The 17,002-nt window shown below is 39.7% G+C and carries 13 protein-coding genes and 5 pseudogenes; 11 read left to right on the forward strand and 7 right to left on the reverse strand.

Annotated features, from left to right (window positions below; all coding sequences use genetic code 11):
- Nucleotides 1-94: 94 nt before the first annotated feature.
- Nucleotides 95-913, forward strand: coding sequence for a 3-deoxy-8-phosphooctulonate synthase (kdsA, locus tag IPK31_03055; protein ID MBK8087013.1), 819 nt, complete (start codon nt 95-97; stop codon nt 911-913).
- A gap of 290 nt (nt 914-1,203) precedes the next feature.
- Here kdsA and IPK31_03060 read toward each other — a convergent pair whose 3' ends face one another.
- From IPK31_03060 to IPK31_03075, 4 genes are read right to left on the reverse strand one after another with little or no spacing between them, the layout of a single operon-like run.
- Nucleotides 1,204-1,524 (reverse strand): helix-turn-helix transcriptional regulator, encoded by a 321-nt coding sequence (locus tag IPK31_03060; protein ID MBK8087014.1) that lies wholly within the window; start codon nt 1,522-1,524, stop codon nt 1,204-1,206.
- Nucleotides 1,502-2,191: a hypothetical protein gene (locus tag IPK31_03065; protein ID MBK8087015.1), complete on the reverse strand. Its 690-nt coding sequence runs from the start codon at nt 2,189-2,191 to the stop codon at nt 1,502-1,504. The genes IPK31_03060 and IPK31_03065 overlap by 23 nt, the downstream gene beginning before the upstream one ends.
- Before the next feature lie 22 nt (nt 2,192-2,213).
- A complete protein-coding gene (locus IPK31_03070; protein MBK8087016.1) occupies nt 2,214-3,206 on the reverse strand; it encodes a helix-turn-helix transcriptional regulator in 993 nt (330 codons plus the stop codon).
- A gap of 53 nt (nt 3,207-3,259) precedes the next feature.
- Nucleotides 3,260-3,478, reverse strand: a complete 219-nt coding sequence (locus tag IPK31_03075; protein ID MBK8087017.1) for a PspC family transcriptional regulator — start codon at nt 3,476-3,478, stop codon at nt 3,260-3,262.
- Between the two features lie 220 nt (nt 3,479-3,698).
- Here IPK31_03075 and IPK31_03080 point away from each other — a divergent pair.
- From IPK31_03080 to IPK31_03105, 6 genes and pseudogenes are all read left to right on the forward strand, one after another.
- Nucleotides 3,699-5,968, forward strand: a pseudogene (locus IPK31_03080) (aconitate hydratase).
- 109 nt (nt 5,969-6,077) lie between these two features.
- Nucleotides 6,078-6,293, forward strand: a complete 216-nt coding sequence (locus IPK31_03085) for a hypothetical protein (protein ID MBK8087018.1) — start codon at nt 6,078-6,080, stop codon at nt 6,291-6,293.
- A pseudogene (locus IPK31_03090) lies at nt 6,293-6,750 on the forward strand (hypothetical protein). Before IPK31_03085 ends, IPK31_03090 begins: the two are co-directional and overlap by 1 nt.
- Before the next feature lie 261 nt (nt 6,751-7,011).
- Nucleotides 7,012-8,327: pseudogene (gene gdhA, locus IPK31_03095) on the forward strand (NADP-specific glutamate dehydrogenase).
- A 169-nt stretch (nt 8,328-8,496) separates the two neighbouring features.
- Nucleotides 8,497-10,396 (forward strand): annotated as a pseudogene (locus tag IPK31_03100) (gamma-glutamyltransferase).
- A 9-nt stretch (nt 10,397-10,405) separates the two neighbouring features.
- Complete coding sequence (locus IPK31_03105; GenBank protein MBK8087019.1) at nt 10,406-11,080, forward strand: DNA alkylation repair protein; 675 nt, start codon at nt 10,406-10,408, stop codon at nt 11,078-11,080.
- Nucleotide 11,081: 1 nt separating this feature from the next.
- Here IPK31_03105 and IPK31_03110 read toward each other — a convergent pair whose 3' ends face one another.
- From IPK31_03110 to IPK31_03120, 3 genes are all read right to left on the reverse strand, one after another.
- Nucleotides 11,082-12,356: a T9SS type A sorting domain-containing protein gene (locus tag IPK31_03110; GenBank protein MBK8087020.1), complete on the reverse strand. Its 1,275-nt coding sequence runs from the start codon at nt 12,354-12,356 to the stop codon at nt 11,082-11,084.
- Nucleotides 12,357-12,586: 230 nt separating this feature from the next.
- Nucleotides 12,587-13,261, reverse strand: a complete 675-nt coding sequence (locus IPK31_03115; protein MBK8087021.1) for a hypothetical protein — start codon at nt 13,259-13,261, stop codon at nt 12,587-12,589.
- A gap of 100 nt (nt 13,262-13,361) precedes the next feature.
- Nucleotides 13,362-13,745 carry an SET domain-containing protein-lysine N-methyltransferase gene (locus tag IPK31_03120; GenBank protein ID MBK8087022.1) on the reverse strand — a complete coding sequence of 128 codons (384 nt, stop codon included), beginning with the start codon at nt 13,743-13,745 and terminating at the stop codon, nt 13,362-13,364.
- Between the two features lie 70 nt (nt 13,746-13,815).
- On the opposite strand from IPK31_03120, the gene mgtE reads away from it, so the two are divergent.
- From mgtE to IPK31_03140, 4 genes and pseudogenes are all read left to right on the forward strand, one after another.
- Entirely contained in the window at nt 13,816-15,207 is a 1,392-nt protein-coding gene (gene mgtE, locus IPK31_03125; GenBank protein MBK8087023.1) for a magnesium transporter, read from the forward strand.
- Between the two features lie 97 nt (nt 15,208-15,304).
- On the forward strand, nt 15,305-15,616 hold the full coding sequence (gene gatC / locus IPK31_03130) for an Asp-tRNA(Asn)/Glu-tRNA(Gln) amidotransferase subunit GatC (GenBank protein MBK8087024.1): 312 nt from the start codon (nt 15,305-15,307) through the stop codon (nt 15,614-15,616).
- Nucleotides 15,613-16,316, forward strand: a pseudogene (locus tag IPK31_03135) (ABC transporter ATP-binding protein). The gene gatC and the pseudogene IPK31_03135 overlap by 4 nt, the downstream one beginning before the upstream one ends.
- A 106-nt stretch (nt 16,317-16,422) precedes the next feature.
- Nucleotides 16,423-16,983 carry a cob(I)yrinic acid a,c-diamide adenosyltransferase gene (locus IPK31_03140; GenBank protein ID MBK8087025.1) on the forward strand — a complete coding sequence of 187 codons (561 nt, stop codon included), beginning with the start codon at nt 16,423-16,425 and terminating at the stop codon, nt 16,981-16,983.
- Nucleotides 16,984-17,002: the final 19 nt, after the last annotated feature.

The following is a 17,002-nucleotide window of genomic DNA, read 5'->3' on the forward strand; positions in this document are numbered from 1 at the left end:
ATGAAAAGAACTGAAAACAAAAAATAATTCAAATCCCCGTCAGACGAGGGCGTCAGACGGGGCGTACATCGTACATAACATTTACCTTTGCGGCATGGAAAATTATCTTAAAGACCTGTTTGCCAATCAATCGTATGATGAAAATAATTTCTTCCTCATTGCCGGCCCCTGTGTGGTTGAAAGCGAAGAACTTGTAATGGAAGTGGCTGATAAAGTTTCAACTGTTTGTAAAGAACTCGGCATTCCCTATATTTTCAAAGCATCTTACCGCAAAGCCAACAGAACCAGTGGATCGTCATTCACAGGTCTGGGCGATGACAATGGTTTACACCTGATAGATAAAGTAAGAAAAACATATCATCTTCCTGCTACTTCTGATATTCATGCACATGAAGAAGCGGCTATGGCTGCACCTTATCTTGATGTGCTGCAGATCCCGGCTTTTCTTTGCAGGCAAACCGATTTGTTGCTGGCTGCTGCCGAAACCGGAAAAATTGTAAATGTTAAAAAGGGTCAATTCCTCAGCGGACCTTCTATGAAATTTGCTGTGGAGAAAATTCAGAAGGCTGGCAATCAAAAAATGATGCTTACTGAAAGAGGAAATACATTCGGCTATCAGGACCTGGTAGTTGATTACAGAAATATCACCTGGATGAAAGAACTGAATGTGCCGGTGATCATGGACTGTACACATTCCCTGCAACAACCCAATCAAACAACCGGGGTTACAGGCGGCAATCCTCAATTAATCGGCACCATTGCCAAAGCTGCCATCGCAACAGGTGTTGATGGGTTGTTTATTGAAACGCACCCCAACCCTGCTGTTGCCAAGAGCGACGGAGCCAATATGCTGCAACTGGATAAACTGAAAGGCCTGCTTGAACAGCTGGTAAAACTCAGAAAAGCAATCTGAAAATCATAAAAAAACAGGCCCTCTTTCAAGAGCCTGCACTGTGGGTATGGATAAACAAAAATCAACTGTACACATTGCGTACAGACGGATCTGTTTATTATAACTGAGTTATAAAAGGGTCGTTGAATAATGATTGTACAAGGTGAAAAACAAAACGGTTAAACGCTTCAGAGGTAAAGGAATTAAAAACGGGTCTTGCACAAAGAATCTACACAAAGATGCAAACATTTCTGAATCGGTTGCATTCTTTTAAAACTAAAAAAGCTGATTATAATAACTGCAAAAGACAATTAAACATGGCTTGGCAGCAGTCCAAACTCCTTTTTAAAAGCCAGTGAAAAGTTACTGAGATTGGTATAGCCCAGCTGCAGCCCAACTTCTTTTACGGTATACTGCCCGGTAAGTAATAAAGAACGGGCTTTCTGCATCCTGTTCTTCTGGTAATATTCATAAATACCGGTATTGTACACTTTCTTAAACGCTGTTTTTAATTTTGATACACTCATACCGGTTCTTGCAGCCAGGTTTACAATTGTTGGCGGTGGCTGGCTGAAATCTTTAACCAGTATTGATTCCACTTCCATCAGTTTACCGAGATCTGCATCTTTCATTTTCTTTTGCAACCGCATCGCCGGGCTTACGGATGTTACGGTACAATTTTGAAAGAAAATGTTCCAGCAAAAACATGATGCGGTTCTTAATGATCATTTTATGCAGGGGATGATTTCTGTCGGTACGGAATATCTCATCGAATAAGATCCTGTTTTGAGCATCAAAGGGCTCGGGATGAGTTAACGTGTTTTTATAAAGGGTGGATGCTTCAAATGTATTTGGGCCATCAAAAAAACTCAGGTTATTTTTCAGCCATTCCTCCGTTAAAATAAAATTGATTGTTTTGGCCTTTGTGTCAGCCTTTATAATAAAACTTGTATCATGAAGACTGGATGACAAAGCAACTCCGGCACGGTAATCACTTTTGTCTTCCATTTCAGTTCCGTCTTTGAAAAATCTGATCGATCCGCTGATCTCCACTTCATTAAATGTGAGGTTACAGAAATAGTCTGCTGATTTCTTACGCTTATATAAAGCATCGCTGTGAAATACCATATCAGCAACCAGCGCTTCCAGGCCATTGGGTAACTCAAACACCTGCATGTATCCATCAGCAAAAGATGAAGGAAAAATCAGGAGATCATCCTTTACTTCTGTATGCAGAGTAGCAGCAACATTTTTTACATACTCTTTATAACTGTGCGATATCAAATCAATTTCAATCACAATGAATTGTTTAAAAAATCATTTACACGGCATTGATGAATGTTGACAGATCCTGCTTCATGTGTTTTTTAAATGCAGTTGAAAAATTATTCATATTACTATACCCGATTTTTTCAGCCACCTGTTTTACCGAATACTTTCCTGTTGCCAGCAGTTCCCCTGCCTTTTGCATTCTTTTTTGCTGGTAGTATTCATAAATAGGAAGCCCGAAAACTGACTTGAATATTTTTTTAAGTTTGGTGGAACTCATGGTAGCCTTTCTTGACAGTTCTTCAATTGAACGGGGTTTATCAGAAAAATTTCCAGTCAGCAGCTTTTCAATTTTCAGCACAGTGTAAATATCATCATGTTTAATATTACTCTGCACATCAGCCAGGGAAACCCTTGAGTGAATGCGGGTAAAGAAACGTTCCATCAACAACTGTATCCTGTTATGAATATACAGGTTTGGAAGAGGTGAATCGTGATCTTCCTGCATTACCTCATTCATCAGTTCGTAGTATATTTTATCAAGAGGCTCCATGTTAAAACTCCTGCTCTTCAAAGCCAGATAGGCCGGGAGTATATCATCAAACAATTCAATACCCATCAGCTTTCCCAGCCACTCCTTTGGAATAAGAATATTGATCCCTTTAAAAAAAGTGCCTTTTGTTCCATGATAGTACCAATCGAACAAAGAACTGGTGAGATAAGCAACGGCGATAGTTTCTTTTTTCCTTTCCACTACATCTGTATCAATACCGATGGATATTTCTTTCTCAACAGTCAGTTCATCAAAACGTAAGGTATAATATTCCTCCTCATCACTTTTGCGGTGGATAAGCCAGTCTCTATTCATCCGGCAGTTAATGATGTTTACATCCAGCCCATTGGGCAATTGCAGAAATCTGTAGTATCCGCTTGCAATATCTTCAGGAAAAAACAACCAGTTATCCTTCGGCTTGACATTTAGCCTTGCTGCCAGATCTTCCATCATCCGGCTGTAACTGGAATGTATGTATTCAAAAGAAAACATATTGAAATTGTTCAGTCAATATACGGAATCGCACAACAATAAGCAATGACCTGCTAATAGCGCACCGGGTTTCTTTTGCCAATCCAGATCGTTTGCCTGATATTCATCCAGAAGGCAACGAAAAAGTAAATAATGAGAGGGGATCCCATTGTAAGAAAAGAAATATAAATAAAGTATTTACGGATTGTACTGGTTCCAATGCCCATTTTTTCGCCTATCCAGGTGCATACGCCAAAAACATTCCACTCAATCATTCTGCGCAGACGGTTCATTTGCTTTTATTTTTACAGGTTAAAGATAGATCAATCAACAATTCTTTCATAGAGATGGTTCAAAAAGTTGATCATATTTCGGTAAATTCGCAGCACTTTTTGATGTGCTGATTTGAAAAGATGCCGATTTAGAAACAAAACCAAGGTCCGCTTTCATCATCTGAGTTGCTGTTTTTCGGCCAACACATCATTAAATTGACAACTCTTCAAATTAATAACTATGGTATTCGATCTCGATCTTATTAAAAAATTGTACAGCGAAATGCCGGCCAAAGTGGATGCAGCCCGCAAAACACTTGGCCGCCCCCTTACTTTAGCAGAGAAAATATTATATGCCCACCTTTGGAAAGACATGGAAGTGGTGGACTTTGAAAGGGGAAAAGCCTATGTTGATTTTGCGCCTGATCGTGTGGCAATGCAGGATGCAACTGCCCAGATGGCCCTACTGCAGTTTGATACAACCGGCCGTAAAAAAGTAGCGGTTCCTTCCACTGTGCACTGCGATCACCTGATTGTTGCCAAAACAGAAGGCAAGCAGGACCTCGTAAAAGCAGTTACTGATAATGAAGAAGTATACAATTTCCTTTCTTCTATCTCCAACAAATACGGTATCGGTTTCTGGAAACCCGGAGCTGGTATAATTCACCAGGTGGTATTGGAAAATTATGCCTTCCCCGGTGGTATGATGATCGGTACCGATTCACACACTGTAAATGCTGGTGGCTTGGGAATGATTGCCATTGGTGTTGGTGGTGCTGATGCCTGCGATGTAATGGCAGGTTTAAGCTGGGAACTGTTGATGCCAAAACTGATTGGTGTAAAATTGACCGGCAAATTAAATGGCTGGACTGCCCCTAAAGATGTAATCTTAAAAGTAGCAGGTGTTTTAACTGCAAAAGGTGGAACGAATGCTATTGTTGAATATTTCGGTGAAGGTGCTACTTCAATGAGTGGTACAGGTAAAGGCACCATTTGTAATATGGGTGCTGAAATTGGCGCAACTACTTCCACTTTCGGTTATGATGAAAGTATGGCACGTTACCTCAAAGCAACTGGCCGTGCAGAAGTTGCCGATGCTGCCGACAAAATCAAAGATTACTTAACCGGTGACGCAGAAGTATATGCAAATCCTGAAAAATATTTTGACCGTGTTATTGAAATCAATCTCAGTGAACTGGAGCCGCATTTAAACGGACCGTTTACTCCAGATTTAGCAACACCCATTTCACAGATGAAAGAAGCTGCAGCAAATAATGGCTGGCCAACAAAAATTGAAGTTGGATTAATTGGCAGCTGCACCAACTCTTCTTATGAAGATATCAGCCGTGCAGTTAGTTTAGCAGAGCAGGTAAGTACAAAAGGATTGAAATTAAAATCTGAATTCACCATTACTCCCGGCAGTGAACTGGTACGTTATACAATTGAAAGAGATGGTTTCTTAGAAACATTTGAAAAAATTGGTGCGACTGTATTTGCCAATGCCTGCGGTCCTTGTATTGGTATGTGGGACAGAGTTGGTGCAGAAAAAGCAGAACGTAATACCATCGTTCATTCATTCAACAGAAACTTTGCAAAAAGAGCAGATGGTAATCCAAACACATTGGCATTTGTTGCAAGTCCTGAATTAGTTACCGCATTAGCTATTGCAGGCGATCTTACTTTCAACCCAATTACTGATACATTAACCAATGAAAAGGAGAGCAGGTAAAACTCGATCCTCCAAGTGGTGATGAATTACCGGTTAAAGGTTTTGCTGTTGAAGATGCAGGCTACCAGGCACCGGCGGAAGATGGAAGTAAAGTTCAGCTCGATGTAAAATCTGATAGCAAACGTCTTCAATTGTTATATCCATTTGCAGCATGGGAAGGTATTGATCTGAAAGGGTTGAAACTGCTCATTAAAGCAAAAGGAAAATGTACAACTGATCATATTTCTATGGCAGGTCCATGGTTGAAGTTCCGTGGTCATCTTGATAACATCAGCAATAACCTATTAATTGGCGCAACGAATTTCTTGAATGAAAAAACAGACAATGTAAAGAATCAATTAACTGGCGAATACGGTACTGTTCCCAATACACAAAGAGCTTACAAAGCAGCAGGTATTGGAACAATCGTTGTGGGCGATGAAAACTATGGTGAAGGTTCTTCCAGAGAACATGCAGCAATGGAACCACGTCACTTAGGTGTTCGTGTTGTGCTGGTGAAATCATTTGCCCGTATTCACGAAACCAATTTGAAGAAACAGGGAATGCTGGCGTTAACCTTTGCCAACAAAGAAGATTACGATAAGATTCTTGAAGATGATATCATTGATGTGGAAGGGCTGATTACTTTTACTCCCGGTAAAGCATTGCAGCTGGTATTAAATCATAAAGATGGCAGCAATGAAACCATCCAGGTAAATCACAGTTATAATGCACAGCAGATTGAATGGTTCAAAGCTGGTGGAGCATTGAATGTGATCCGTTCTGAGTTTGCAAAAGGATAATTGCAGTCCGGGCCACTTTATATGGCTTGAACAATAATAAAAGTCCCGCTCTTACAGGCGGGATTTTTATTTCCCACCTGCTTACATCTTTTCTTTTTAATTTTAAACTATGGGCGATGAGTCAAAAAAATACAGGCTTGACAAAACAGTTTTCCAGGCAATGAGTGTGGAAGAGGCAGATGATTATATGAGAGACTACAAAAACTATCACTGGAAAGAACGCCTGAAGGTTTCATTTTTTTTAACCAGCCTTGCTTATGGGTTTGATGTAAACAATCCTCCAAAAATGGATAAAACAATTTTCAGCACATCCAAACAATCCTGATGGGAGATATTTTTCAAGACGATTTTCGGGATTTCATCCAGGCGTTGAACGATCAACAGGTATCTTATATTCTTGTTGGAGGCTTTGCAGTTATACTGCATGGTCATGCAAGGGTTACAGGTGATCTTGACATATGGGTAGAACAAACAGAAGAAAACTACCACAGATTATTAAAGGCTTTCAGGCAATTTCATATGCCTGTTTTTGACATGACAAAAGAAAATTTTCTTCATCATGAAAATTGGGATGTATTCAAATTTGGGAGAAAGCCTGTTGCCATTGATATTATGACGAAAGTAAAGGGGCTCAACTTTAAGGAATGCTATGACCTGTCAACTTTTTTTGAAGATCAGGAACTAAAAGTCAGAACACTGCATTTGAATCATTTATTGGAAGCAAAAAGAAAGCCGGAAGGTTAAAAGACCTTGATGATATACAGCAGTTGATGAAAAAATAGATACTTCTATTTAAAAATGAATCCCGGCATGATGTGGGATTCTTATTATATCTGCAACCAAATACCTCCTCAAAAAGCGACTTCACTTTTTTTGAAACTATAAGCAGCCCTTTTACTGATTCTACTCATTTTTATTAACGAACGGTAGTTATATTTTTAACAGTTATTATTTATCTGATCCCTTGAAAGAAAAAATTCGATTGCTTCACATTTAAAATTTGTTGTATGATAGCAACACAATCCCAAAGTTTAGAAAAATTCATGGAGCTGGTTGTAAGACGTAACCCTGCTCAGGCCGAGTATCAACAGGCAGTACTTGAAGTAGTTCGTTCTGTTCTCCCTTACATTGAAGAACACCCCGAATATCAAAAAGCCAACATTCTTGAACGTATGATTGAACCCGAAAGGGCTGTTATTTTCCGTGTACCCTGGATGGATGATCAGGGCAACTACAGGGTAAACCGTGGTTACAGGGTTCAAATGAACAACGCTATCGGACCCTATAAAGGTGGTTTGCGTTTTCATCCAAATGTTACACTGAGTATTTTAAAATTCCTTGCGTTTGAACAGGTGTTTAAAAACTCACTTACAACATTGCCAATGGGTGGTGGCAAGGGCGGTTCTGATTTTGACCCCAAAGGAAAATCAGATGCAGAAGTAATGCGCTTCTGTCAGAGTTTTATGACTGAGCTGCACCGTTACATTGGTAATGATACCGACATCCCTGCTGGTGATATTGGTGTAGGTGCAAGAGAAATTGGTTACCTGTTTGGACAATATAAACGCCTTACAAATGAATTTACGGGTGTGCTAACGGGCAAAGGATATGCCTATGGCGGCAGTCTTATCCGCCCCGAGGCTACCGGTTACGGTTTGTTATTCTTTGTTGAAGAAATGCTTGAAACAATTGGCGAAAAAATGAAGAATAAAAAAGTAGTTGTTTCGGGTAGCGGTAATGTTTCACAATATGCAATTGAAAAAGTAATTGCTCTGGGCGGTATTCCTTTGACAGCTTCAGACAGTGATGGGTTTATTTATGATCCTGATGGCATCACACACGAAAAACTGGAATTCATCCTTGAATTGAAAAATGAAAAGCGTGGCCGCATATCAGAGTATGCAGATAAATATGGAGTACCTTATTATGCCAATGAAAAACCTTGGAAAATTCCCTGCGATATTGCGCTGCCCTGTGCAGTTCAAAACGAACTGGACGAAAAGATGCAAAACTGCTGGTGAAAAATGGTTGTAAGATGGTAGCAGAAGGTGCCAATATGCCAACCACTCCTGAAGCAATTGAAGTGCTGCAGGAAAATGGCATTCTCTATGCTCCCGGTAAAGCAGCCAATGCTGGTGGTGTTGCAACTTCTGGTCTTGAAATGTCACAAAACTCTATTCGCCTGTCATGGACAAGAGAAGAAGTTGAAAATAAGCTCCGCACTATCATGAAAAATATTCATGAACAATGTGTGAAGTATGGGAAAAAAGAAGATGGCACTGTTGACTATGTAAAAGGTGCAAATATTGCAGGCTTTGTACGTGTTGCTGATGCAATGCTTGCCGAAGGTCATGTGTAATAATCAGTTTCATCAATACTGTTATCTCTTACTTAAAAAACTGCCGGATAATTCCGGCAGTTTTTTTATAAATCATCACACATAAAAAAGATCAATTTTTCTTACCACTTATACAATCTTTTAATGCAGAAAAAAGCAATGCTTAACTTTAAAAAGCAAAAACTGAATTATGAGAAAAGTTACATTTCTTTCCATTCTGATTTTCACCGCATTGATATCTGCCGCACAGCAAACACAAAAGCCTCCCCTCCACGGTAAACAATGGATGGCCATTACCGGTAAGCCATTGGCTGCAACAGCAGGATCAATGGTGTTTCAGAAAGGAGGAAATGCAGTTGATGCTGCCTGTGCTATGCTGGCCGCCACCTGCACCATGTGGGATGTATTAAGCTGGGGAGGTGAAACACAGGCACTCATCTATAATCCTAAAACAGGAAAAGTAATCGGCATAAATGCATTGGGCGTTGCGCCAACCGGCGCAACAGCCGAATTTTATAAAAGCAAAGGATACAATTTTCCACCTGAGTATGGCCCATTGGCTGCAGTAACACCCGGTACGGTTGGCGGGCTTTGTTTGATGCTCTCGAATTATGGCACAATGAGTTTAAAGGAAGTGCTGGCTCCATGTATGCAGTTAGCAGCTGGTTATCCAATAGACGGACAAACAGCCAACAGTATGGAACGTGGTAAAACATTGATTAAACAATGGCCCTACAGTAAAAAAGTTTTTCTAACTCATTTAGGTGAAAAAAGAGAAGCCCCTGAGCCAGGAGAAATATTTATTCAGAAAGATTTACTGGAAACGCTCACCAAAATGGTAGAAGCCGAACAGCAGGCATTGAAAAAAGGGAAGAGCAGGAAAGATGCAATTATGGCTGCTTATGACCGCTTTTATAAAGGAGATATTGCACAGGAGTTTGTACGTGGCTGCCAGGAACAGGGAGGATTAATCACCATGCAGGATCTTGCCAACTGGAAGCCCATTGAAGAAGAACCCATGCATGTGAATTACAAAGGAATTGAAGTGTATAAATTATCACAATGGACACAGGGACCAATGCTGTTACAAAGTCTCAACATCCTTGAAAATTTTGACCTCAAAACAATGGGTTATAACAGTACAAGATATATTCACACATTGTATCAAACAATGAATATGACTTTTGCTGACCGTGATTTTTATTATGGTGATACTTACTTCCCTCCATCAGAACCCATGCAGGGATTGCTGAATAAAGATTATGCAAAGCAACGGGCAAGAATGATTTCAATGGAACGGAACATGCCAAATATTGGCCCTGGCGATCCATACCCGTTTGAAGGAAAAACAAATCCGTTCATGGATGTATTAAAGAAAAGAGGATTCACATTCGATACAACAAATAACAATCGTCCCGGTTTTATGCCAGTGCATGATGCAAGAAATGAAGCTGTAGCTGCAGTTGACGCAGATTACATGGATCGCCTGTGGAGAGGAACAACTTCTGTTGAAGCAGCTGATGCAGAAGGTTGGATTGTTTCCATTACACCTTCCGGTGGATGGTTACCTGCAACCATTGCCGGGAATACAGGTGTTGGTATGAGTCAGCGTGGACAAAGTTTTGTGTTAGATCCAGCACTCAATCCTTTTAATGTAATTGAACCGGGCAAACGTCCAAGAGTTACTTTAACGCCGACGCTAGCATTAAAAGATGGCAAACCATTTTTATCATTTGCTGTACAGGGTGGCGATACACAGGAGCAAAACCTGTTACAGTTCTTTTTAAACATTGTTGAGTTTGGTATGACGGTGCAGGAAGCATGCGAAGCAGCCAATATCAACAGTAACCAGTTATGGTTATCGCTTGGTGGAACAAAAAATGGAAGAAAGAAAACCAAGAGCGGGCAGTTTATGGCTGCATGATAATACTCCTGAATGGGTAAGAAAAGAATTACGACAGATGGGTTATACATTAACATTTGATGACCGGACAAGTGGCCCCATCAATGCCATTTATTTCGACTGGAAACACAACAGTTTCTGGGGAGGCAGCAGTAATCATGGTGAAGATTATGGAATCGGTTGGTAAAAACAGAATATGCATTCTTATCTCATTCCACTTATAAAATCGTTTGAGCTAAATGCCAATGCTGTTAATGCAGAAGGCATGAAAGCATATATGCTGAACCAGTTTGATTATTATGGTTTAAAAACTCCTTTGCGACGCAAACTGAGTAAAGAATATTTTAAACAATCACTTCCTCCATTTATTGATGTTGAAGAAATTGTAAAAGACTGCTGGCAACACCCCAGCCGTGAAATGCAATCTATTGCTGTTGAGTTGCTGGCGTGTTATAAAAAAGAATGGAAGAAGGATACGATTCAGATCATTGAGTACATCCTTATACACAAAAGCTGGTGGGACAGTGTAGATCATGCAGCTACTGATCTTACAGGACCTTACTTCAAATTATTTCCTGAGCAGGTTGAAAAAGTTACCGGCAGGTGGAACAGGTCATCAAACATCTGGCTGCAGCGGAGCAGCATTATGTTTCAGAAAGCTTATAAGAAAGAAACAGACAAAGAACTATTGACAAAACACATTCTTCATCTGGCTGTCTCAAAGGAATTCTTTGTACAAAAAGCAATAGGATGGGCATTGAGGGAATATTCAAAAACAAATCCCGGCTGGGTAAAGAGTTTTGTGCAAAAAAATTCCCTTTCACCGCTAAGCAAAAGGGAAGCATTAAAAAGAATAGTGAATGATGAATAATTTACTGCTTACTGAATTGTGAATGAAGCCGCTTGCCGTTTACCGGATCATATAACTCAATAAAATAAGAGCCTGTCTTCAAATTTCTGATATTTAAACGGCTGTTCGAAGGAATTGCGTTCCCCGAAATTGTCAGTTTCCCTTCGCTATTATAAATTCTGTACAGATAATTACCATTGTCAGGTGGTGCATTAAATTGTATAAAATCAGTTGTTGGATTTGGAAAAATTTTTACTGTGTTTGCTGCCATACTTACGGGGCGGATCATTTTAATATCACTGTACATTACACTCTGATCTGCACTGACAGCTTTTATCCTGTAATACAATTTCACCCCATTCGTTGAAATTTTATCTTTAAAATAATAAGCAGCTGCTGAACTTTCATCAGCACTTATTACTGATCCAATTGTTCTGAATGTCCCTGATTCTTCCCTCCGTTCAATTTCATAATGATGAATCTTGTCAATATTATCGACCTGCCATTCAACTGAAATGTATTCGCTTTTTTGTATAACATTTAACTGTTCAAATTTCGCTGAAAGAACACCATTGATTGGATTGATAAATCCAAGGCTGTTATCAGTAATAGGAAGCGGGTTTAAATTACCTGAGTTGCAGCTGCTGCCACTTTGATCAAATGGCTGATACGGGCTGCTGCCTGAATGATCAATTACAACTGCTATTTCTTTTTTTGCATCACTTAATGTTTGATTCAGATCAGAAATAAACTGTGCGATAAAATTCGGCGTATTAAAACCATAACTGCCAGCTGTAGTTAACCCGTAATCAGCAGGATAATACCCGGGCTTGAATTTAAAATACAAATCAAACGCAACCCGGTAAGTATTGCCGGGTATCGTCCAGAGATTGCCACATAAAGTTGTTGAACGGTTGATGTAATTCTTTCTCAATATTTTTGAACCGGAAAGACGTGTGCCGTCATCATAAGGTGCAGCATGATCAGGATCAAACATTCCACTGAGTGATGTGAGATAAGTAATATCATTCAATCCCGAAGATTCATTACTTCCATTATAAAAGTAAGACTTGAATCCATCATAAGACAATACGGTTTCATTGAACTGATATCCAATACGCATCGCAGCAATTTCGCAGTTCGTTGCACTGTTTGAATTATTGCGGATAGCAATACGTACTTTAATCCGTTCAGTCGTATTATCCCAAATCACATTTCCTAAAACGCTCACCTGCTGAGCAAACGAAAACTGGAGGTATAACACCGTCACCAGTAACAAGAGTAACTTTCTAATCATATAGAAACGTTTAAATTGTTAACTGGTTTCCGTAGGTGGAGGAAGATTAAAGGGGAGCTTTCCAGGGAGTTTGGTACTAAGGAGAAATCGTATTATAAAAGTACATCGAAGAATATCTGATTGCAAGTGTTTCCAGATATATTTTAATGGAATAAGCAACGGGTTTTTACGCTGACATCTGCCTTATTAAACCCTTTCAATTGACATGATAATGAAGGTATTGAGCTACTTTATGAACTTCGCAGAGAACCTCTTCCCCGATTGCGGATGAAATGCTTCAATAAAATAAGAGCCATTTTCAGATCACCAATCATGATTTTTTTCTGTGAGGCACTGATTGTTTTTGTTTTCACCATCCGGCCAACAATATTATAAAAGCGGAAAATATAGCTGCCTTTGGCTCGTGGAAGTTGCAGTGTAATAAAATCCGATCCGTTTTTATATTCAACATCTGCCAAACCATCGCCGGTAGATTTAAGATCAAGCGGCATCACTTCACTGAACATTTCTGTTCCATTCATATTAACAGCTTTGATCCTGTAAAACAAATGCAAATCACGAACGGTAATTTTGTCCTTGTATTTGTACTGCTTTGTTTCTTCGTTATTATCTGAAAGAATAAAAGCAATTGTGCTGTAACTGCCGTTAATATCCATCCGTTCAATTTCATAATGATCAACCGATACATTATCCTTTACTTTCCATTGCAGTAATACAAATGTGCTGTTATCAGCAGCCGTAGCTTCTTCAATACTGTTATTCACAGTTGCTGACTGACCTTCAGCAAAATTCAGGGAAATAAAAAAAAACACAAGCATCAGTAACAGGAAGAACTTATTGCTCATACAACCGGCAACCTGAAGCCGGAACTTATTATGCATTGAAGTTGAAAAAAGGGAAGTCATCTTTTTAGTGTGGTAAAATTAATCCTGCAACGGGACTGCACAAGTACACTGAAGAAAATGGGGAAAAGTAAAAATAGCTGTTACCCTGATGCAACTGTTTTCATTTCACATCAAACCACACTTTTTTTGAATCATTCCAGTTGCCGTTATAATTAATGGTAATTTCTTCCCCGGCATCAATGAAACGTACTGTTTTTACATACATGCTTGCATCATCAAAATCCATAAAATATTCGCTGTTGCTTTCGTATGAATGGTTATACACCGGCACCCACCCCAACGCCATTGCACATTGTTTTTTTTCAGCGCCCCATTCAAAAATATAATCGTGGAGTAAAGTTTGGTCAAGCAATTTCCGTTCATCGGCTGTCATTACAAGTACGGGTGCAATTTCAATAATCGTACCTGCATCAATTTTTTCATGCGTAAAAACGCCCCTGCCCTTTTCCTCTGTTTCGGCAATAAATAAACTGTTTAATAACATGATGAAGTTTTGATATGACGATTTCCTCTTTCAATCAAAGAAACTAACTTTATCCAAATTGCAGAAATATATGAGTCTTGAACTGGAACAGGAACTGTCGTTGAAGGAACAGTTTGAAGCTTTGATGATAAGAGGTGACAAACTGGAAATACAGGAATTTCTCAACAATCAGAATATCAGCGAAGTTGCTGAACTGGTTGATGAGTTCCCTGATTATGAAAGCCAGATACTGGCCAGTATGAGTGTACACCGTGCAGTAAGTGTGTTCAAGATCCTTGATCTGCCCACACAAAAACAGATCATTAAAGAACTTCCCCCTTTTAAAACTGCGGAACTTCTCAATGAATTACCAGCGGATGACCGTACATCCTTCCTGGAAGAATTGCCCAGCAATGTGGTAAGAGAATTGATTAAACTGCTGAACCCCGAAGAAAGGAAAATTACACTTTCTCTGTTGGGATATCCTGAGAATAGTATTGGCCGTTTGATGACACCAGACTACGTGTACATTTATCCGCATGATACGGTTGCAGATGTGTTTGATACCATCCGCAAATATGGAAAAGACAGTGAAACCATCAACGTGTTGTATATCATTAACGATAAAGGAGAATTACTTGATGATATGCGGATCAGGGATGTAATCCTCGCCTCTCCTGATAAGAAAGTGGAGGAGTTAATGGATGGAAGATTCATAGCACTCAATGCATACGATGACCAGGAAACAGCCAATGAATCGTTTAAAATGAATAACCGTGTGGCTCTGCCCGTTGTAAGTAAAACCAATAAGCTGCTTGGCATTGTTACCATTGATGATGTACTGTGGGTTGCCAATGAAGAGTTTAGTGAAGACATGCAGAAGATGGGTGGTACTGAAGCATTGGATGAACCTTATATTGAAACACCCATTTTTAAACTATTTAAAAAACGTGTTGTATGGCTCATTATTTTATTTTTTGGCGAGCTGATGACTATTACTGCCATGCAGGGCTATGAAGATGAAATTGCAAAAGTTGTAATCCTTGCTACTTTTATTCCGCTGATCATTTCAAGCGGAGGCAACAGTGGTTCACAGGCATCAACACTTATTATCCAGGCAATGGCCTTAGGCGAAATAACGATTGCTGATTGGTGGCGGATTATGCGGCGTGAATTAATTTCAGGTTTGTTGCTGGGTACATCGCTTTGTTTACTTGCATTTTCAGTCATTGCTGTATGGCATTTCTTTACTGATACGTTTGGCGGACATGCAGCCCTGATTGGTCTCACAGTTGGCTGCTCCTTAATAGGAATTGTGATTTGGGGAACGCTGATGGGCTCAATGCTGCCGCTGATTTTGAAAAAATTTGGTGCTGATCCTGCCGCATCATCAACTCCATTTGTTGCCACTCTTGTTGATGTTACGGGATTAATGATTTACTTTTCAATGGCCTATTTGTTCCTGCATGGGGTTTTATTATAAAAACAGGGCTTTTGGCTGCAAAACAATAAGAAAGTCTGCTTTCTTTCCATTCATCCAAAATAAGCCATCCCAAGATGCTTTTTCTTACTTTTGAACGATGGAAGTGAACATTGAGCTGATTGACAAGCTGAGCAACCTGGCAAGGCTGGAAATTAAACCGGAGGAAAAAGACCGTCTGCGGAGCGATATGCAGCAAATGATTGGCTTTATTGAAAAACTGCAGGAGCTTGATACAACCGGAATTGAACCGCTGATGCATCTTACAGAAGAGATCAATATATTGCGGGCGGATGAAGTGAAGGGTTCTGTTTCAAGAGAAGAAGGTTTGCAGAATGCAGCATTGAAAAATGAAGCATTTTTTATGGTACCTAAAGTGATTAAAAATAATCTGAATACATTTTACTTATGAGTTCTGTTATCCACCTCGAAGATTTGCGAAAAAGTTATTACCTCGGCAAACAGGAACTTCCTGTTTTAAAAGGGATTAACATGGACATTTATAAAAGTGAGTTTGTTGCACTGATGGGACCATCCGGTTCAGGAAAAAGCACCTTGATGAATATCCTTGGCTGTCTTGACACGCTCACCGATGGAAAATATGTACTCAATGGAAATGATGTAAGCAAGATGAATGATAATGACCTGGCTGAAATCCGGAATAAAGAAATAGGATTTGTGTTTCAGCAATTCAACCTGCTGCCCCGCTTGTCTGCATTGGAAAATGTGGCACTTCCGTTGATTTATGCAGGTGTTCCTAAAAAGAACGGAATGAACGTGCAATGGAAATGCTTAATAAAGTAAGCCTTGCAGACCGCTCACATCACAAATCAAATGAATTAAGCGGTGGACAGATTCAGCGTGTGGCCATTGCACGTGCACTGGTAAATAACCCGTCAATTATTTTAGCAGATGAACCAACCGGTAATCTCGATTCAAAAACATCCGTTGAAATCATGAACCTGATTTCTGATATTCATCAGCTTGGCAATACCGTTGTACTGGTTACGCATGAAGAAGATATTGCCCGCTATGCCAAACGTGTTGTAAGGTTGAGAGATGGTGTGGTTGAAAGTGATCACCTGAGAGAAGAACTGGCCCTCCATTCATAAAAACCGATTCATCTTTTTCAATAGAATGTGGAGAGTTTGTGACTCTCCTTTTTTTATTCAAACATTTTCGCTGCTACTTTTGTTACTGTCTACTTAAACAAGCATCATGGCATTAAAAATTTATACCAAAACAGGTGACCTTGGCAAAACCAGTTTAATAGGTGGAACAAAAGTTCCCAAAAGCCATATCCGTATTGAAACATACGGCACTGTTGATGAGCTCAATTCCTATATTGGCTTGGTGAGTGATCATGTGGCAGATATACATACCAAGGTTATTCTGAAAGAAGTGCAGGATCGATTGTTTACGGTTGGTTCATCACTCGCCTGTGATCCTGACAAAGAACCCAAAATGAAAATTCCTGATTTGAAAGAGAGCGATATTAAACTGCTGGAAAAAGAAATTGATAAAATGAGTGATGCCATTCCTGCCATGAAATCATTCATACTTCCCGGCGGACATGTTTCTGTAAGCACCATTCATGTGGCACGTTGTGTTTGCCGCCGTTGCGAACGCTTATGCGTACATATGCAGCAGGAAGGAATGTTTGTGGATGCTTTAGTAATAAAATACATCAACCGTTTAAGTGACTTCTTATTTGTACTTGCCCGCTATACAGGTCATCAGTTGGGTGTTGAAGAATTACCTTGGAAGCCGAGAGTGTAAGAAAGCCCCAATCCCCTAA

Source organism: Chitinophagaceae bacterium (genome assembly GCA_016713085.1).
Taxonomy (GTDB): Bacteria; Bacteroidota; Bacteroidia; order Chitinophagales; family Chitinophagaceae; genus Lacibacter.